This window comes from Bacillus sp. JZ105, assembly GCF_053903125.1.
In genome coordinates this window covers 3,615,112-3,634,930 of sequence record NZ_CP096387.1, presented here as the reverse complement: position 1 = coordinate 3,634,930, position 19,819 = coordinate 3,615,112, and the positions used below count along the sequence as shown (strand labels likewise).

Here is a 19,819-nt window from a genome sequence, read left to right as displayed (position 1 = left end):
TCATACCTATACAATGGTAAAAAAGGATGGAGAGACCAGTCATGTCGCGGCATCAAATATTGTAAAAAAATTTAGATAAAAATAACGATTAAAGTTCACAATAATTAATATGGGTATTTAGACTTATTGAATTAAAAAACGCCCAATAAATGGACGCTTCTTTCAACGATTTTTCAAGATGACATACTCGTAAGGATCAAGTTGAAGCTGCTCAGGCACTTGCTGTCCAGTCAGCATATTCTCATAGCTTGCCTCTGAATCTAGTGACAGGTTCTGCTGCTCTTCTGTAAAATTCATCAAAAACACATAGTCCTGCGACCCGTCTGTTCGTTTTTGTACACTGACTCCTTCTGGAATTGCAGTGGATAGGACGGGCTGTATGCCAATACCTGCGATAAGGTCTTCGTAAAACTCATCATAAAAAGACTGCTCATTTTCTGAGGCCATATAGTATGCTTTCCCTTTTTCTAATGAACGGACAGTCAGGGCTGGCTGTCCTTCGTAGCAGCCATTCTCAAAATGCCCTAACACAGAGGCCGTTTCAGGATGTATAGATTCGCAATATTGTCCGACATGATAGGTGCGTCCATTCCCTGTGGTCATTAACACATGTTCATCTGGCATCAATGTGTTGATTTCCTCTGCCCAAATGCCAAGTACATGGCGGAGAGGGCCAGGAAAACCGCCGAGGAAACAGAGATCATTTTCGTCGACTATGCCGCTCCAGTAAGTCGCGATAAAAATGCCGCCCGCTTTGACAAAGGCTTCAATTTTTTCTGCAACGCCTGGTTTGATCATGTAGAGCATTGGCCCAATGAGTACACGATAGGATGAGAAATCCTTTTCCATCCCAACAATGTCAACAGGGATGCCTTTTTTCCAAAAGCTTCGATAGTGAGTTTGACAAGCCTCTACATAGCGTTTGTTTTTATTATTTAAACCTTGCGCATCATCAATGGCCCAGTGGTTTTCCCAATCGTAAATGATGGCAACCTCTGGATCAACGGATGTGCCCGCAATTGGCTGCAGCTGCTCCAGTTGTTTCCCTAGATCAGCTACCTCTTGAAACACGCGCGTATGTTCATGACCAGAATGATCGACAACGGCACCGTGGAATTTCTCAGAGGCGCCTCGGCCTTGCCGCCACTGGAAATAAAGCACGGAGTCTGATCCGTGGGCAATTGCCTGCATGGCAGAAAGGTGTGCCATGCCTTTATGTTTGACCTTGTTCACTTCATGCCAGTTCACAAGGCTCGGCGTACTCTCCATGACGAGAAACGGCTGTCCGTCCTTTAAGGAACGATACAAATCATGTACAAAGGCAACATTCGATGCTAATTCGGCCGTTGTTTCTCTGCCGCTGTGCCAAGCAGGATAGCTATCCCATGAGATCACATCGACCTCTTTTGCAAATTGATGATAATCCAGCCCAAGAAATGGACGCATATGCGGATAGTCGCCCATAAAGTTCGTGGTGACTGGGATATGAGGCGTCAATTCCCGCAGCGGCTTAATTTCATTTTGATAAAAATTGATCGTTTGTGCTGTGACAAAGCGCTTCCAATCCAGGTTCATGCCGTGAATCATGTGCTCCCCGTGTGGTGCGGGTGACTCGATTTGTGACCAATCACTATACGTGTGGCTCCAAAATCCCGTCCACCATGCTTGATTCAAAGCCTCAAGATCGTGGTTGTATTTGTCCTTCAAATAGTCTCGAAATGCTTCCTGGCACAGGTCGCAATGACACTCACCGCCGTACTCATTCGAAATGTGCCACATGATCAGTGCTGGATGATCCTTGTAGCGTTCCGCAAGCAGCCGGTTGAGTGTATTCGTTTTTTCTCGATAAACCGGAGAGGTGAAGCAATGATTATGGCGCAGTCCATGTAAGTTACGCTGACGATTCGCTTCGACGCGCAATACTTCTGGATATGTTTGTGACAGCCAAGCAGGTCTTGCTCCGCTTGGCGTTGCGAGAATGGCGTGTGCCCCCTGCGCTGCCAAGCGGTCCATGATGTCATCCAGCCATGCAAAGTCATACTGACCTTCTGCTGGCTCTAGCTTACTCCATGCGAAAATGTTGATGGAGAATGTTTGACAGTGTGCAAGCTTCATTAATCGAAAATCTTCGTCTATGATCTCTGGCATATGGAGCCATTGATCTGGATTGTAATCGCCACCATGCAAAAAGCCTTTCACATTTGGGTGAACGAGTGGGTAACGCTTTCCCATTTTGTCACGTCCTATCCTTTTAGTTACGGTGTCATTTGTTTAAATACATCAAGAGATGGCAGTGCTTTTCCGTTAAAATCGAACATCGCTTGATTTTCCCACGCATTTCCGACAGTCCCGGTTGTTTGGATATAAGCGAGCCCGTATTGACTAGACCACGGAGCACCTTTCGCTGGAATCCAAAGCGGCTCCCAATAGAAGAACCCCTTCCCGCGTTTGTTGTTTACTTGTGAAATTTTTTCGGATAGATCTCGTATAAAAGATGCCTGGCCTTGAGGTGAGGCTGGATAGCCGGCTGTATTGACAGAGTCTTGGTTAAATGAGTTTTCTAGATTGTCACCGTTTGCTGTTGTAAAGCCGTAAGCAGTTTCTACCACGATGACGTCTTTGTTATAGCGGGTACTCATATCATTCATATTGGATGTAAGACCGCTAAAGCCGCCGTCCCAATAAGGGTAATAAGATAAACCGATCGTATCGAAGGAGACGCCTCGTTTTGTGATTTCATCAAACCACCAGCGGGATGCACCATTGTCTCCGCCATGTGCAAGGTGAAGCATGATGTTGATGTTTGAATCGACAGAGCGGACGGCATTTGTGCCAGCTTTTAGCAGAGCAGCGAGCCGGTCAAATTCACCACCGCCTTCACCCCAGCTTTTTCCGTTTGGCCACAGCATACCTGAGTTCAACTCATTTCCGACTTGAACCATATTCGGCAAGGCATTTTGCGCTCTCATCGCTTTGAGCACATCACCTGTGTAAGTGCCGACCGCTTTTTCTAAATCGCTTTGTGAGAGAGATGCCCACGCTTTCGGTTTGAATTGTTTACCAGGGTCAGTCCAGAAATCACTGTAGTGAAAATCAAGCAGCACTTTCATGTTTTGTGCTTTTGCACGTTTCGATAAAGCGATGGCTGTATTGAGATCATTTGTGCCGCCGTTATAGGCACGGCCTTGATTGTCATATGGATGGTTCCACAGTCTGATACGCACATAGTTGACGCCTTTATCCTTTAATAGCTTGAGCGGATCAACCTGCTGTCCGTTCTGGTTGTAGTATTTGCCGCCGCTTTTCTCCACTTCTGCAAGCATTGAGATATCGGCTCCTTTGATGAAATCACCTTGCAGTCCATTGATCGGTTTCACAGAAATCGTATCGGCCTTTGCTTCAGGCAGAATACCTAATCCCATCAGAAAGAAAACGACAACAGTGACAAGCAACCATTTCTTCATCAAATCTCCCCTTATCCTTTTGTCCCGCCTTGTGTGAGACCGGACACAAATTGTTTTTGTAAAACAAGGAACAATAAAGCAACTGGAATCGCAATGAGTAAAGCCCCGGCTGCAAAAGTCGTGTAGCTGGCACCCATTTTGTCTGACACAAGATTGTACAGACCGATTGGGAGCGTATACATTTCAGGTGAGCGGACAATGACACTGGAAATGATGAAATCACCCAGTGGACCTGTAAATGAGTTGATGGCAACAACAGCTAAGATGGGCTTGGCGAGCGGCATAATAATTTGGATGAAAATCCGGAAATGCCCTGCGCCGTCCATCCTGGCTGATTCATCGAGATCCTTTGGAATCGCATCAAGATAGCCTTTCATTAAATACGTATTCATCGGAATTTGTCCACCTGCATAAATCAAAATCAGGGCAAGGTGGCTGTTTATGAGTCCAAGCATTTGAGCAAGAACAAAAATCGCTATCAGCGCTGAAAATTGAGGAATCATTTGCAGCAGCAAAAAGAGCATCAGCCCATTTTTCCGTCCCTTGAAGCGGAATCTGGAAAAGGCATAGCCTGTAAAACTGACAAGAACCAGCGTTAAAACCATCGTGGCAATACTGATCTTCATTGAGTTCCAATACCATTTTGCATAAAGTGCCCCCTGACCGAAGAACAGCTCGGTGAAGTGGCTGAACGTTGGATTCTTCGGAAACATGTTTGTACTCATGAGGCTGTTTCCAGGGTTAAAGGAAGCGCCGATCGTCCAAAGCAGTGGATATAGAATACAAATGGAGGCAATGAAAAGGATAAAATAAGTGATGCTCAGGCGAATGAGCTTGTTTTGTTTTGATCCCATATCACATCATGTCCTCCTCTTTGAATGAATTTGTTCTCTTAAACTGCCAGAGTGCAATGGCAATGACAAAGATTGAAAGTAAGATCGTGACAGCGGCAGCAAGTGCATATTGAGAAGACTGCATCGTGAGTTTGTAAATCCAAGAAACCAAGATATCCGTTCCTCCAGCAGTTGAGCCAGCGACAGGCGGTCCTCCGCCATTAAATAAGTAGATGATATTAAAGTTGTTAAAGTTAAACGTATATTGCGTGATTAATATAGGCGCAATGGAATAAAGGACAAGCGGTAGCGTGATGGACCGGAATTTCTGAAAGAAGTTTGCCCCATCAATGGTCGCAGCTTCGTATAGATCCTCTGGAATTGCTTGCAGAACACCGGTTGTCATAATGAAAACAAAAGGAAATCCAAGCCAAGTCTGCATCGCAATAAGGGCAATTTTGCTCCAAAATGGATCTGTCAGCCATGGTTTTGGATCAATTCCAATCGATGCAAAAAGTGTGTTGTTAATGGCCCCAAATGTATCGTTGAACAGTCCGGCAAACACCAAAATGGTCACAAAACCCGGAACAGCCCAAGGGAGAATCAAAATGGTTCTAAAAAAACGTTTTCCTTTTAAATCCTTCTGATTGAGCAGAACCGCTAGAAAGATGCCGACAGCACATTGAAGGGTCGAAGCAGCCAGCGTCCATACGACGGTCCAGCCAAGTACATCAATGAAAGTGTCTCTCCAAATATCAATTGAAAAGATATTTTGAAAGTTCTTGATCCCTACCCAATCGATCAGATTGGCAGGAGGCGAGTGGTATAAATCGTAGTTCGTAAAAGCCAGCGCAAAGCTGAACATAATAGGAAAGACAACAGAGAATAGAAGTAAAAAGAAAGCAGGAGTGCTCATTAAGTAAGGAAAGCCTTGGTCGATCAGCTGATGATATTGAGCCCGGATGGAATGAAGCGGAACCCCTTGATCACGTTTCTTTCCGTTCATAAAAGCATCACGCATCATGAGTACGTAAAAGCCGATACCAAAACCAGCTGTTAACAGCGCAATAATCCCTTTTGCTAAAAGGAAAACAGAGTTGTCACGAGGCAGCATCGTACCAAGTGTGAACAGCCCCCAAAAGCCAATATTGAATAAATCATAAAATACGATGAAAAAAGAGACGCCGAACAGGAAAAAAAGTGCCCCTTTGCCGTACTGTTTGTTATAAATCTGCCCCATCCCGGGTATTAAGGAGAACATTAGCGCCCGTCTCCGGTGTGTCTTTGATTCCACTATGTGTGTGCGGTCTAGTTCAAGGTTACCCGTCACGTCTAACACCTACTTCATATGAAATTAGATCAAATACGGGCAGCTTGATAGACTCAAAGGCTACCCGTGTTTGATGATTACTTAGAGTGATTTGCTTTAATTTGAGAGTTGATTTGATTGACGGCATCATCAAATGCCTTTTTCACATCTGTCCGGCCTGTTGCAATGAGACCTAATGCGCTGTCAATCGGCTTCCATACTTCTGCCATTTCAGGGGTATTTGGTGTCAGTGTGGCATATTTCGTTTGTTTTGAAACAGCATCCGCATTGGCGTTTCCTGTGATAATTGAATCCTTCATCAGCTTTTTCACTGGTGGAATTTCCTCTGTCGCTTCGAATCGCTTCTTCGAATTTTTTTCATTCGTGATAAACTCAACAAATTTCTCAGCAAGTTCTTTATTTTTAGAATAAGAGGAGACGTTGTAGCTCTTTACACCTAAGAATGAGCTCATATGCTTTCCGTTAGGGAGTGTTGGCAGCTCTGTTACGCCATAGTCAATACCAGCTTCTTTATAAGGACCAAATGACCATGGACCAGAAATGACAGCTGCCGCCTTTTTCTCTGTGAATAAGGAGTTAAGGACATTGATTCCTTGTTCACCAATGATGCCTTTCGGGAAAAGTCCTTCGCTAAAGAATGTTTGAATGTATTTTCCGCCTTCAACCGCGCCATCGTTGTTCAGGCCAATATCATTTACATCATAGGAGCCATCGCTTTTCTGTTTGAAAATATAACCCCCTGATCCGCCTAACACACTTTGTGCATAGTAAATTTCATCCCATTTCGCAACAAAACCGTATTTCCCGTCTTTTGTCAGCTTTTTCGAAAGGTCATACCAGCCATCAAGTGTAGTTGGTGCCTTTTTGACAAGGTCTTTGTTATAGAAAAGCACTGTCGTTTCAACGGATTTAGGAAGACCATACAGCTTGCCGTCTACCGTTTGTGATTGAATGGATTCGTCTGTAAAGGTATCGATCACTTTTTGATCAGGCTTGATTTCCTGTAACAGCCCCTCAGTGACAGCTGATCCAATTTGATCGTGAGGCATCGTGATGACGTCTGGGCCTGTCCCGGCTGCTCCATCAAGACGTAGAGCTTCGATTTGGTCGGCATACGCTTTTTCGACCACTTTGATTTTCACATCGTTTTGTTTTTCAAATTCTTTTACAGCGTCTTGAATTCCATCAGACTTTTTGACATCCTCCCATACTAGCAAGGTCTTTGTACCTGTAGATGCTGGCTGAGTCCCGCTTGAATTGTCATCTCCTGGCCCGCATGCTGAAAGCAGAAGCACAGCAGTACCAACGACTGCTGATAATGTCGCCCATTTTCCCTTTTTCATTGGTAATCCCCTCTCGTTCTTTTTTCACAGATAATAAGAAAACGCTTTCTTAATGTGAGAATATCAACTTAAGTAAAAAAAGTAAACATATTTTATTAAATTTATTAAGTAAAATTTTTTACTCGTGTAGAGAGAAAAGAAGCCCTCCACATGAGGAGGGACTTCCAGTTGATTATATGGTGCTTTTCCGAAAAACAGGTTCTGACGCAATCAGAACAGTCTTAGGCAATGTTCTGCCGTCCACAAGTCTTTCTAAAAGTAAATCGATCGCCGTCTCACAAAGTAATGACGTATGGATGTGATACGTGGTGAGCGGCGGCGATACATATTGAGACACATGAATATCGTTGATACTAAAGACGCTGACGCGGTTCGGCAGAGAAAATCCTCGCTCATTTAATGCTTGTAAGCAGCCGATGGCAAGAGGGTCACTAGCGACACAAAAAGCGGTGGGCAGATCATCACCAAGCTCGTCGATCGCCTTCATCATCAGCGAATAGCCTTCATCTACTGAGAAATGATGGCCGATATAGACCAATTGCTCATCAAGCATATGGCGGGCCAGCATGTATTCACGGAAAGTCGTTTCACGAATATCTGGAATGTGCACATTCGTATTCAGATCAAGGTCTGTGCCGCCAATGAATCCAATAGATGTGTGCTCTTTTTCGATAAAAGAATCAATGATCTTTTCAACAATTCGTTTCAGGTTCGGCTTTACAGAATCAAAACGGTCTTCATCTGGCGTCGTATCAATAAAGACAATATGCGGAGTGATCGCATATAATTGGTCAAGTTCTGACGTTTTAAAGCGGCCGATGGCGATGATTCCTTCTGTAGCAGAATCAATGGATTGTAGCCCATCAGACGGATTGTAAGCGGTGACATTTAAGCTCCGGGTATTGGTGAGTTCCTCAATGCCGAGTCGAATGGATTTAAAATAAATATCTTCAAGCTCTTCCTTTTCGGTCATCCAATAGAGAAAGGCGATTTTTTTTAATGAATGTTTGAATGTCTTCTTTTGGTAGGACAAAGCTTCTGCGGCGGCATATACTTTTTCGCGTGTTTGATCGGTGACAGATAGGTTGGGATCTTGATTCAGTACGCGAGATACCGTTGCAATGGATAAGCCTGCTTTTTCTGCAATGTCCTTTATTTTAGCTGCCAAATCAGCACCTCCTATAGAAAATATCTCCTCTTAGTATAGAGTCTTTAAAAAAATTAGTAAATATTTTTATTAAATTGTTTTCGTTTAGGCGGTTCTTTACGTGTTGGAAAGGAATTAGTAAGATATATATAGGTAAGGTGTTGGATTAAGATTTCTGATAGGAGAGGGACCGATGTATTACGATGCACTGAAGACATTTGTGACAGTGGTGGAGGAGAAGAACTTTACAAAAGCAGCCCAAAAACTGCGGATTTCTCAGCCAAGTGTCAGTCTTCATATTAAGAACTTGGAGCAGGAATTTCAGACCGTTCTGCTGAATCGTTCACCAAAGCAATTAACCGTTACACCAACTGGGGATATGCTGTACCATCGATCAAAACAAATCATTCGTCTCTATGAACAGGCGAAGCAGGACATTTATGAGCATCATCACCTGGCAAGAGGAAAGCTGACCATCGGAGCGAGCTTCACAATTGGTGAGTATGTGCTGCCGCAAATATTGGCGGAGTTTCATCAGCTCTATCCGCATGTTGATATTGAGGTGGTCATTGATAATACAGAGGCAATCGCCAGACATGTCCGTTTATTCCATGTCGACATCGGTTTGATCGAGGGACAGACCAATGACAAAGAGCTTTCTGTAGAAACTTTTCTAGAGGACGAACTTTATATTGTGGCGCCATTAGATCATCCTTTTGCCAAGAAAAAAGATGTCACCATTGATCAATTACAGAACGAAACATGGATCACGAGAGAAGAGGGATCAGGGACAGGAGAATATTTACAGCATGTCCTGAAATCAAATGGACTGAAAGCGCGAACCTTTGTGACTTTTAGCAGCAATCAAGCGATTAAAGAAGCGGTGATCCATGGAATGGGTCTTTCTGTTTTATCTAAATATGTCCTCCAGCGAGGCAGCATTGGCGGTGAATTGGCTGTTATTTCTGTGAGAGGCATGGATTTCAAACGAAAGTTCTCCTATGTCGAGTCACCGATGACCGGGGGAAATAAAAATAAGGAATTGCTCGTTGAATTGTTAAGGAAAGAGAAAAAGGACGCTTCTCCTCAGTAGGAGAAACGTCTTTTTTTATAACCCTTTAATTTTGATTTCATCGACTGGAAGGAAAATCTCACCTGTATCTGTATATTTCATCGTGACCTGATCGCCTTCTTTTAAATAAATGACGAGAGGTTCTTTTTCAGATGACATAGTGTAGCTTTTCCCATCGTCTAGCAGGAAGGTGACGGTTGTATAATCACCAGTCTTTTCTTTGTAGACTCGTTTGACCTTCCCTGTTGCTTCTTTCTTTTCTTGCTTAGAGGAACTGTTAACGGTACCGCCGCCTTTTTGAAGAGCTGTCTTATAGGCTCTCAGTGCTTCGTTTGGTGTAGATGCATACGCGGCGATTTCAGGATTGGCTGCAGAAACGATAAAGTAGTTTTGCAAGAATCCATTTGAATCGAGAACAGGTGTGAGCCAGCTGGCTTCTCCATAAAAATTATAGAGAATCGGCATGCGGCCTTTCCATTTTTTCTCGATGAATCGTTTCTCAATAATTTGCAGAGCGCCCTGAGAATCCATGTAGGATTCTTCAAGATTTCCGGTATAGTAAGTCGCTTTTCCTGTTCGGGCATTTGTCAGGGCATATCCGAGCATGGAATCAACGCCCTCTTTCGGACTTGTGAAATCTGTGAAGTAATACATATCTCCTTTTGAATCAAACACTGGGCTCACATTGGCTTCCGTTCCTTCATCGGAAGGCAGCTTGACATCTGACTTTCCAAACATACTGTTCCAGAACCCGTGAATATAGTTTCCGAAATAGCTGTTTTGCAGACTGACCGCCTCTGGTGAAACAGCACCGTCGATAAAGGCAGGTACTTGATCTAGAGCATATTTCTTCGTCGCACCTGTTTTGGCATCAACAACGACGACACCGGAAGCTTTAAAGCCGTTTCGGGCAGAGATGAAATCGCCATACGTTTGAATGTAATAAGGCTTGCCGTCATCATTGATTTCCAGCTGTGTACCGCCGTAGAAAATCAAATCTGGGTACTGGAGACGGATATGCCGCTCAATTTCTTTGTTGAAATAGGAGGAAGGCGTATAGACCATCTCCGTTTTCACGAATTTTGGATTAGCAGAGGAGTCGGTCGCACTTAATGTGAAGTAACCCGGCGTGCTGCCTGCACGAATCCATTTAAAGAAGTCTGAGAATTCCACCGGAGCGATGTAAACATACTCACCGTTGACCTTCTGAATTTGCAAACTGCCAAGCTCATAGTAGCTTGTGTTTGGCACCTGTCCGAAAGATTTCTTCATTTTGTTCCGAGCAAATTGAGGCGGTACACTCGCAGGTGTTTCTTTTTCATCAAATGCTTTGATTTCTACTTGTTGCTCCATTTTGGAGACATCGAATTTCTCATTCGCATTGAATAGAAAAGCTGTCGCCATGTAAACACCGAGCAGCAATAGAATAAGAAACAGCACGCCTTTGATTTTACGCTCCAATCCAACTGACAAAAAGGCGCCTGCTGCTGTCACAACAAGTCCAATCAGCCATAGGGATGAAGGGTTACGGTCTAAATTGGTGATGTAATAGAAAACAAAAATACCGATCATAAACAGCAAAGCAAGGCCTGCAATCCACATGAGCGGCACCTGCTGTTCTGTCCCTTTCTTTCTAACGATCAACCTGAGCGGTGTGAGCAAAAGGGTCAAGACAAGACCGATCACAACCGAAAATAACAAAATATATCCCACAAACAGATCTCCTTTCAAATCAATCACTCTTTTAGTATATACGAGTGAGGCGGGGGAAAGATTCATCGGATGGAAGGTTCATCTAAATACCAATCGAGTTGATAGCGGATCGAACATCTTCTTTTAGTTCGTAAAACGTGAGTCTTTGTTCAATTTTTTCTATTAAGGCGTCAATGGCTTGACCAGACATATGCCTTTGGATGCTCTTTTGATGTTTATACACTTTGACCAGAAGCTCATCAATTAGATCTAAAATTTTTTCGGCTTCTTGACGGTCTTCTGCAAATTCATTTTGAAGCTGATGCCGGATGGCTCTGATAAGAGCTGTTTTCTGTTCTTCTTTGATCTTTGCTTTCAAAGCTGCCAGCTCTGCTGGTGTCATGTCTGCCGTGTCAAAGTTTGCTTTTGAGAAGATGGAGCTTGCTGTATGCGTATCTGTCATTCTTTGCAAAAAACGATCTGCATCTGTTGGTTGTTTCTTTGAAAATTCCATTTATCGTACTCCTTAAGAAATACCCATGTTCTTTGCCAGAGTTGTATCTGCATCGTGGTATTGTTTTGCAAGATCGCTCATATCATCTGATACTGAGTCCAGCCATCTTTTTAAATTCATAGCGTTATCAATCGCTGTATCATACTTTTTAACCGAATAGAACTCATTCTCAAGACCCTCTGTTTTTAAGTGCTGAATCACAGCATCCACATCTGAAGCCGTCAGCTGATCATATGAACCAAAGCCAACAATTTGTTTATATCTTGAGCGTACCCGTTCCACAGATTGATCCACTTTGTCATCGAGTTTCTCGATTTTGCGAATGATTTGCTGCATATGGTGATCGGCATATGTCGAGAATTTACGCCCTGTGTTCATGAGAACGTGGGATTTAATTAAAATCGCCACCACACTATGAGGATCAACATTTGATTGACTCAACTGATGTAACATGGCCGTGGTAAGTGAAGGGTTTTTTCTCAACATATCATCAATGGTTTGAACGGAGCCGTCTGCCGAAAAGGTATAACGATCTAAGCCATGGCTGCCAGCGATTGCTTCAAGGAATAAATTCGCATCCAGTGAAGGATTCACACTCATTGCCCGATTGAGGAGGTCTTTCATGAATTGGACGGCTTTTGAGGAGTCCTCGGAGTAATCGACACCTTCGGGGAGAGCGGCATCATACATCACTTTCACTCGGCCGATTTCTGTCGTATGGCGATTTAAAAGAGAAAGCCCGTCATTGAGATTGATATATTCTGTTAATCTGCTGCGGTAATCGCCTTTTAATGCTTTAGCTTGTAGACCATCTGATAGATTTGGATAAATATTTGGATTCTCAAATGTGACCCCGCCTTGAATAAAGTCGTTTTTGACAAGAACATAGGAAGCATTTGACCCGCCGAGTGAATGACCTGTCACATACATTTTGGCATTCGGCATTTTCTTATGTATTTCTTTCGCATATCGATCCGCTTGAACCATTTGATTCTCTGCACCATGCTCAAATGGAATATTTTTAATCAGATACTTTGTATCCGAAACCACCCAATCTTGAACAATTTCATTTGTATAGGCGGTTGTGCCTGTTGTCAGCTTAGTCGTCACTTCCTGTGAACCCTTCGATCTACTAAAAGGAGGCAGCTTCGTCAAAATGGTAGAAAGAAGATCATCTGACTCTTTTTTTCCATGTTTTTTAATGGTATCTTTATATTGGCCTGCACCAATCGGTTCAGAACCACGGTATGCGATGACGGCGTTTTTGATTTTGGTGAGGTCTTTGCCTCCATTAGATCGAGTGAAATCCTCTTCAGAAACAAGAGTTAAGGCATTGAGCCCTTTTTCCGTCTCTTTATAATCAATGACGTACATGTTGTTACCATTACTTATTTTTATCATGTTTGAATCACTATAATTTTCTATTTTATAGGATTCGTCCGAAATTTTATTGTAGTCTTCGTCGCTAAGCATAATTCTTGATATCTTTTTAGACAAAACTGTCACTCCTGTAATATTTATCATAATAATTATATTATATAGTTTATTAAATATCTATTATGATCTGGGATTGAAAGAGTATAAAGTTTAAAAATATATTTTAAATTTTTAAAAGGTGGATATAGTTGCTAATGAAAAATACATTAAAGGTTTTATTTGCTCTAATTGTAATAATAATCATATCGTTGGCAGTGCTTTTAATCCAACATGATAAGCAAAATAAAACTAGCGATTCAGGAGGAAAGAATACTGTGCAAGAAAAAGAGAAAAGTGATCAACAAAAGGCAGAAGAACTAGCCGAAAAAATGAAACCGAAAATAGAAAAAGATCTTCATGAAATGGACATCCATCAATTTATAAAAGATATAACTTTTAAAAAGGGAGTTACCATTAGTCCTATGGGCTATATTATTGTTAAAGGATACGTTAACGATGAACCTGAGAAGTTCAATTTTTCTGCATCTTTAAAGTATAGAACTAAAGAAATTAGTTCAATGAGTTATTCATACGAGTTATCAATTCGATTCAGGGATTGGGAAAAATATAAAGATGAACCGGAATTAAAAGAGAATTTCCTAAAAAGCCTCCCCAAAAAAGAACGCGAACAATATCTTAAAGACATTGGAGAAAAAGAGTAATAACAAACAAGTAATTTCCGATTAACCCCAAATAGTTGAAACAGGCATATGCTATCATTCACCTAACAACACTTTTAAGGGGGAGATTTCACCCATGGCAAATACAAAGAAATTGATCTTAGATGTAGATACTGGAATCGATGATGCGATTGGGATTTTGCTGGCAGTGAAAAGTAAGCAGTTTGATATTTTGGGGATTACGACGGTATGCGGGAATGTGTCTGTCGATGCGGCTACATTGAATACGTGTAAAGTGCTTGAGCTGGTTGAGGCAGATAACATTCCTGTCATCAAAGGTTCAGCAACTCCTCTTTTAAGAGCGCCTCACTATGAACATCGGGTACACGGAGAGGATGGAATTGGCGGGGCTTTAAAGGATGTCCGGCCAAAGAAAACAGCAGATGCTGGTTTTGCGCCTGATTTTATCATTGAACAAGTGCTGCAGTATTCGAAGCAGGTCACGCTTGTGTTGACAGGACCTTTAACGAATTTAGCCCTTGCGGTAAAAAAATGCCCTGAGCTGATTCATCATGTGAAAGAGGTCATTTTTATGGGTGGTGTCGTGAAGGGGCAGGGGAACGTCACACCAGTTGCAGAATTCAATACATATGCAGACCCAGAAGCAGCGAAATTGGTGCTGGATGCTGGGTTCCCTTCGTTGACTCAAGTGGGGTTAGATGTCACGAGACAGGTCTTGTTAACGGATGAGAGAATCGATGCCATTCAAAATGAAATGTTGGCAGCTTATATCAAAGAGAGTACAAGCATTTACCGACAGCGCTATTTTGAGCGCAATGGTGTGTGGGCGTGTGCCATGCATGATCCGCTTGCTGTAAGTCTTGCCATTAACAAGGAGCTTGTAAGCACACAGGCTTTTCATGTAGAAGTGGAGACGAAGAGTGAGTTTTGTAACGGTCAAATGATCTGTGATTTTCAGCACCAGTGGGAGAAAGAGCGTAATGTCCAAGTGTGTATGGATGTAGATGCTGAAGCTTTTTTTGATTTATTGATCAAAACGATGAATTCATAAAAAAAGAAGTCTGTGCAAACAGGCTTCTTTTTTATAAGATGGGAACATGAGGAAATGTATGCGCTCACATGAATAAGGGAGGAGTGAAGTCAATTGGCTTCTGTCAGTTTAAGTAGTATTGAAAAAATACGAGCAGCAAGCAGAGGATTGCCGCCAAAGCTGAAAGGAATTGCAGAACATATTACGAGTGAACCTGGCGACATTATTCATTTGTCTATTGTTGAGCTTGCCAAAAAAACAGCGAGTTCAGAGGCAACAATTTTTCGTCTTTGTAAAAGGCTTGGATTTGAGGGGTTTCAAGATTTGAAGATTGCAATTGCCCAGGAAATAGATCAAACAAAGCCTGATTATGTAGATGAAGAAATGAGTCTTGATGATGAAACGGCCGTTTTTATGCAAAAGGTTTTTCAGGCGAATATATCTGCATTAAAGGATAGCTTTCAATTACTGAATCCAGAGGATGTAGAAAAAGCCATTCAAATCATTCATGAAGCAAAGCGCTTAGAGTTTTATGGGAGCGGCGGGTCCGGCCTCATTGCAACAGACGCTTTTCATAAATTTATGAGGACAGGCATCAACTGTATTGTTCACACCGATTCTCATTTTCAAGCGATGTCTGCCGGTCTCCTCAACCAGCACAGTACAGTAATTGGTATATCTCATTCTGGCCGTAATAAAGATTTACTCGATGCGATGAAAACAGCAAAGGAAAAAGGAGCGAAAACCATCGGTATTACAAGTTATCAGCGCTCTCCATTGAGCCAGCTTGCCGATGTCACGCTGTATACTTCGACGCAAGAAACGGCTTTTCGAACAGAAGCGATGTCTGCAAGACTTGCTCAGCTCACTGTCATTGACGTACTATACTTTGCACTTGCTCACTTAAGACAGCAGGAAACTTTAACAAATTTAAAACAAATGAGAGAAACCATTTCACAAAAAAGGGTGTAATGGTTTCAAAAATAAATTTTTCTACTAATGAAAAATGCCGTTGTGGTAACGATTTTGAGCTTTTAAGTGAAAATATTTTTCTTTTTAGACGTTGAATGTCGAAAAAATTATTCCTATAATGGGATTTAACAGCTATATCAAAACAATAAAATATGATTTCAAATCAATGATTGGGCGTGATACAGATGAAGGGAAACCAGGCGGTAATTGGTTTGGATATTGGAACAACAAGTACAAAGGCGGTTCTGTTTGGACCACAGGGGAAAGTGATAGCAAAGCATTCGGTTCCTTATGATCTCATTCAGCCCCAGCCAGCATGGGTTGAACAGGACCCTGAACATATATTAGAAGCCGTCATTGCAAGTGTAAGAGGTGCGTTGACGAAAGCAGCATTTGATGCAAAACATCTCATAGGCGTCGGGATTAGTACAGCGATGCATTCCTTGATTGTGATGGATAAGGATGGCAAGGCGTTAACGAACAGTATCATTTGGGCAGATAACAGAAGTGCAGAACAAGCGAAGCGAATCACTTCAGACATGGACGGCTTCCAAGTGTATAAAAGAACCGGTACACCGATCCATCCAATGTCACCGCTTTCAAAAATACGGTGGATCAAGGAAATGGCACCTGATGTCTTCAAGAAGGCAGCGAAATTTATTTCCATCAAAGAATATATTCTTTATCATTTCTTCGGTCAGTATGTCGTCGATTATTCAATCGCTTCAGCAACGGGACTGTTTCGTTTGGAAACGCTTCAATGGGATGAGCAGGCGCTGCGTATTGCTGGAATTGAAGCTGATCAATTGTCTGAACTTGTTCCCACGACGTATCAGCTGAGAGGGCTGCAGCCAGAGATCGCCCTAAGAATGGGTATTGCAGAAGATACACCATTTGTTATTGGTGCGAATGATGGGGTACTAGCGAATTTAGGTGTGGGCGCAATTGGAAAAGGTGAGGTGGCTGTCACGATTGGGACAAGCGGTGCAGTCCGTACGGTCGTGGACAAACCAATAACAGATGAACAATCAAGAACGTTCTGCTATGCGCTGACTGATAAGCATTGGGTGGTTGGAGGACCGACGAATAATGGCGGGATTATGCTGAGATGGCTGAAGGATGAATTTGGATCCTCGGAGGTGGAGGTAGCAAAGCGCCTTGGCGTGGACGCTTACGACCTGATGATTGATATTGCGAAAAAAGTTCCAGCCGGCTCAGAGGGACTGCTGTTTCTGCCATTTTTAACAGGTGAGCGAGCACCTTATTGGAATCCAAATGCGAGAGGCACTTTTTTTGGGATCGGTCTTCAGCATAAGCGGGAGCATTTTATAAGAGCTGTGTTAGAAGGCGTCATTATGAGTGTGTTCTCAATCGGTGTTGCCTTAAGGGATTTAACCGGTTCAGCAAAGGATGTCAGGGCATCAGGCGGATTTGCGCGATCTCCGCTGTGGCGGCAAATTTTAGCGGATACGATGGGCAGGGAAGTACTTGTCCCAGAAAGTTACGAGGCATCAGCACTTGGGGCGGCTGTGCTCGCACTTCATAGTTTAGGTTATATGAAAGAGATAGAAGAGGTTCAAGATTGGATCCGAATCTCTGCCCGTCATGAACCAAATATGGAGAACAATGAAACATACATAGAACTGTTTTACTTATATGAGCGCCTCTATGACAAACTGAAGGATGAATTTGATGTCATTAGTGCGCTTCAATTAAAACAAAATCATTAAACATCAGGGAAAAGGTGGGAGAGCATGCTTTTATTCATCGTGATTGCCGCAATTGTCCTTTTACTCATCCTCATAACAGTTGCTAAGTTGAATCCGTTTGTGAGTTTAATTATTACCTCTATGTTAGTCGGTTTTGCCACAGGGATGGATCTGCAGGAAATCATTCAATCCATCAAAACGGGGTTAGGCAATACGTTATCATTGCTGGCCATCGTTCTAGCGCTTGGAACCATGCTTGGGAAAATGATGGCTGAATCAGGCGGAGCTGAGCGGATTGCTCACACATTAATCGGCCGGTTTGGGACAAAAAATGTGCATTGGGCGATGATGTTTGTTGCCTTTATTGTGGGAATACCTGTCTTTTTCCAAGTCGGATTCGTTCTTCTCATTCCTTTATTGTTTACGATTGCGATTGAAACGGGCATCTCGCTCGTGACAATTGGGATTTCGCTCATTGCTGGATTGTCTGTCGTTCATGGTCTTGTGCCGCCTCATCCAGCTGCCATGGCAGCTGTCGGCATCTATCATGCCAACGTGGGGAAAACCATTTTCTTTTCCATTATTGTCGGTTTGCCGACCGCTATTATTGCTGGGCCGCTGTATGGAAAGTGGATTGGAAAGCGGATTCATAAACCAGTTCCAGAGCTGCTGAGAAAGCAATTTACTGAACGCAATGAAGATCGAAAACTTCCCGGCTTTGCAAATACGATGTTTACGATTTTGGTGCCAGTGATTCTAATGCTTCTTGCCACACTGGCGGATATTATTTTACCAGAGGACAATATTTGGTATCAGGTATTTAAGTACATTGGAGATCCAATTACAGCACTGCTGATTGCAACGGTGTATTCTTTCTTCAGTCTGGGCTTTGTGCAAGGAATGAGCCGTGACCGGGTGCTTTCCTTTAGTAATGAATGCTTAGGACCGATTGCTTCTATTCTGCTTGTCATTGGAGCAGGCGGGGCTTTCAATAATGTGCTCATCGATTCGGGTGTTGGTGATTATATTGCAGATTTAGCCAAACACTCGCCGATCTCGCCAATTTTGCTTAGCTGGTTGATTGCTGCGGTTATTCGTGTGGCAACAGGATCTGCTACGGTCTCCATGATGACCGCAGCTGGTATTGTCGCACCGATTGCTGCATCTATGCCGGATGTGAGCAGAGAGCTTCTAGTGTTAGCTACAGGGGCGGGTTCATTGATTTTGTCTCACGTCAATGACTCAGGTTTTTGGCTGATCAAAGAGTATTTTGGGATGACTATTAAAGAAACGTTTTTGACATGGACGGCTATGGAGACGATCATTTCCGTTTGTGCCATTGCATTTATTATGATCATTAATATGTTTATATAGTGAAACGCAACAGCCTGATTCTTCGGAATTGGGCTGTTTTTGTTTTTGGCAATACCACCTTTGTCAGATTGGGGTAAAATAAAGATATTGAGAAGCGGAGGCGGACACGATCGAACCATTAAAACACGTTTATCATGAATTATTTATAGAAGAATTAGCGGAGACACTTGCACAAGCGTCGACGGGGTTTGACGCTGGAGAATTCCATCGGCTTGTGTTTCAAAAGGATTGGCAGCAGCTTGAGTTAAAAGGCAGAATGAGAAGAGTCACTGAATCAATGCATGCCTGTCTGCCTAAGGATTATGAGCAGGCCATGGAGGTGCTGCGTCAGGCAGCCCCGCATTTTTCAGGGCTTAGTGCGCTTGTATTTCCAGACTACGTCGAAACATACGGCCTAGCACATTGGGATATCTCGATCAAGGCACTCGAATTCTTTACGGCTTTTTCCACTTCTGAATTTGCCGTTCGGCCTTTTCTGATTCAGGATCAAGACAAAATGCTGGCGCAAATGCTTGTATGGTCACAGAATCAAAATGAGCATATTCGGCGGCTGGCTAGTGAAGGGTGCAGACCACGTTTGCCATGGGGATTAACTGTTCCTGCACTTAAAAAGGATCCTTCGGTTACGCTGCCTATTTTAGAAAACTTGAAGTCGGACCCAGCGCGCTATGTGCAAAAAAGTGTAGCGAACCACTTAAATGACATTTCTGCGATTCAGCCTGATCTGATGAAGAAGACGGCTAAAAGCTGGTATGGAACGAATGAACATACGAATTGGATCATCAAACATGCTTCCCGTACCTTACTAAAAAAAGGCGATCCGGATATCATGGCTTTGTTTGGCTATGGGGATGATCCATCTGTTCAAGTAACAGATCTGAAGGTAATGAAAGACCCTATTCGTATTGGAGAGAAAATGACCTTTCAATTTACACTTCAGGCGGATAAGCCACTAAAGCTGCGTGTAGAGTATGCCATAGACTATGTCAAAGCTCGGGGTACCCGCAATCAAAAGGTATTTAAGATCACAGAGTTTGAAACAAGTTTAGTGTTACATAGGGAATTCGTCAGGTCACAGTCCTTTCAAAATATGACGACGAGAAAGCACTATGAGGGAACCCATACTTTAACGATTATCATCAACGGTATTCCAAAAGCGTCGGTTGATTTTGAGGTAACAGAAGATAGCAGCTCATAGAAAAACCCGCCATTCCGGCGGGTT

At 42.8% G+C, this 19,819-nt stretch carries 16 protein-coding genes; 7 read left to right on the top strand and 9 right to left on the bottom strand.

Annotated elements, in window-relative coordinates:
• Window positions 1-162: 162 nt before the first annotated feature.
• From M1D81_RS18700 to M1D81_RS18675, 6 genes are all read right to left on the bottom strand, one after another.
• Entirely contained in the window at window positions 163-2,232 is a 2,070-nt protein-coding gene (locus tag M1D81_RS18700; RefSeq protein ID WP_456266045.1) for a beta-galactosidase, read from the bottom strand.
• Window positions 2,233-2,255: 23 nt separating this feature from the next.
• The gene (locus M1D81_RS18695; RefSeq protein ID WP_456266046.1) at window positions 2,256-3,464 is read right to left on the bottom strand and encodes a glycoside hydrolase family 53 protein; all 1,209 of its coding nucleotides are present in this window, start codon (window positions 3,462-3,464) and stop codon (window positions 2,256-2,258) included.
• A gap of 11 nt (window positions 3,465-3,475) precedes the next feature.
• Entirely contained in the window at window positions 3,476-4,318 is an 843-nt protein-coding gene (locus M1D81_RS18690) for a sugar ABC transporter permease (protein WP_456266047.1), read from the bottom strand.
• Between the two features lies 1 nt (window position 4,319).
• Window positions 4,320-5,558: a carbohydrate ABC transporter permease gene (locus M1D81_RS18685; RefSeq protein WP_065214989.1), complete on the bottom strand. Its 1,239-nt coding sequence runs from the start codon at window positions 5,556-5,558 to the stop codon at window positions 4,320-4,322.
• Window positions 5,559-5,704: 146 nt separating this feature from the next.
• Window positions 5,705-6,970 carry an extracellular solute-binding protein gene (locus M1D81_RS18680; RefSeq protein WP_456266048.1) on the bottom strand — a complete coding sequence of 422 codons (1,266 nt, stop codon included), beginning with the start codon at window positions 6,968-6,970 and terminating at the stop codon, window positions 5,705-5,707.
• A 172-nt stretch (window positions 6,971-7,142) separates the two neighbouring features.
• Window positions 7,143-8,138 carry a LacI family DNA-binding transcriptional regulator gene (locus M1D81_RS18675; protein ID WP_328699163.1) on the bottom strand — a complete coding sequence of 332 codons (996 nt, stop codon included), beginning with the start codon at window positions 8,136-8,138 and terminating at the stop codon, window positions 7,143-7,145.
• Between the two features lie 172 nt (window positions 8,139-8,310).
• Between M1D81_RS18675 and M1D81_RS18670 the strand changes: the two genes are divergently transcribed.
• Window positions 8,311-9,210 (top strand): LysR family transcriptional regulator, encoded by a 900-nt coding sequence (locus M1D81_RS18670; protein ID WP_034281399.1) that lies wholly within the window; start codon window positions 8,311-8,313, stop codon window positions 9,208-9,210.
• Window positions 9,211-9,225: 15 nt separating this feature from the next.
• Here M1D81_RS18670 and M1D81_RS18665 read toward each other — a convergent pair whose 3' ends face one another.
• From M1D81_RS18665 to M1D81_RS18655, 3 genes are all read right to left on the bottom strand, one after another.
• Entirely contained in the window at window positions 9,226-10,902 is a 1,677-nt protein-coding gene (locus tag M1D81_RS18665; protein WP_456266049.1) for a hypothetical protein, read from the bottom strand.
• Between the two features lie 82 nt (window positions 10,903-10,984).
• The gene (locus M1D81_RS18660) at window positions 10,985-11,395 is read right to left on the bottom strand and encodes a hypothetical protein (RefSeq protein ID WP_456266050.1); all 411 of its coding nucleotides are present in this window, start codon (window positions 11,393-11,395) and stop codon (window positions 10,985-10,987) included.
• A gap of 12 nt (window positions 11,396-11,407) precedes the next feature.
• On the bottom strand, window positions 11,408-12,919 hold the full coding sequence (locus M1D81_RS18655; protein ID WP_456266051.1) for a lipase family protein: 1,512 nt from the start codon (window positions 12,917-12,919) through the stop codon (window positions 11,408-11,410).
• Between the two features lie 107 nt (window positions 12,920-13,026).
• Here M1D81_RS18655 and M1D81_RS18650 point away from each other — a divergent pair, with 107 nt between their 5' ends.
• The 6 genes from M1D81_RS18650 to M1D81_RS18625 all read left to right on the top strand — a co-directional run bounded on the left by M1D81_RS18650 (window position 13,027) and on the right by M1D81_RS18625 (window position 19,795).
• On the top strand, window positions 13,027-13,533 hold the full coding sequence (locus tag M1D81_RS18650) for a hypothetical protein (protein WP_025093750.1): 507 nt from the start codon (window positions 13,027-13,029) through the stop codon (window positions 13,531-13,533).
• 94 nt (window positions 13,534-13,627) lie between these two features.
• A complete protein-coding gene (locus M1D81_RS18645) occupies window positions 13,628-14,563 on the top strand; it encodes a nucleoside hydrolase (RefSeq protein WP_456266052.1) in 936 nt (311 codons plus the stop codon).
• 93 nt (window positions 14,564-14,656) lie between these two features.
• The gene (locus M1D81_RS18640) at window positions 14,657-15,514 is read left to right on the top strand and encodes a MurR/RpiR family transcriptional regulator (RefSeq protein WP_456266053.1); all 858 of its coding nucleotides are present in this window, start codon (window positions 14,657-14,659) and stop codon (window positions 15,512-15,514) included.
• Window positions 15,515-15,699: 185 nt separating this feature from the next.
• A complete protein-coding gene (gntK, locus tag M1D81_RS18635) occupies window positions 15,700-17,244 on the top strand; it encodes a gluconokinase (RefSeq protein WP_456266054.1) in 1,545 nt (514 codons plus the stop codon).
• Between the two features lie 24 nt (window positions 17,245-17,268).
• The gene (locus tag M1D81_RS18630; protein ID WP_024427563.1) at window positions 17,269-18,597 is read left to right on the top strand and encodes a GntP family permease; all 1,329 of its coding nucleotides are present in this window, start codon (window positions 17,269-17,271) and stop codon (window positions 18,595-18,597) included.
• Between the two features lie 109 nt (window positions 18,598-18,706).
• Complete coding sequence (locus M1D81_RS18625) at window positions 18,707-19,795, top strand: DNA alkylation repair protein (protein WP_456267081.1); 1,089 nt, start codon at window positions 18,707-18,709, stop codon at window positions 19,793-19,795.
• The last annotated feature ends 24 nt before the right edge of the window (window positions 19,796-19,819 follow it).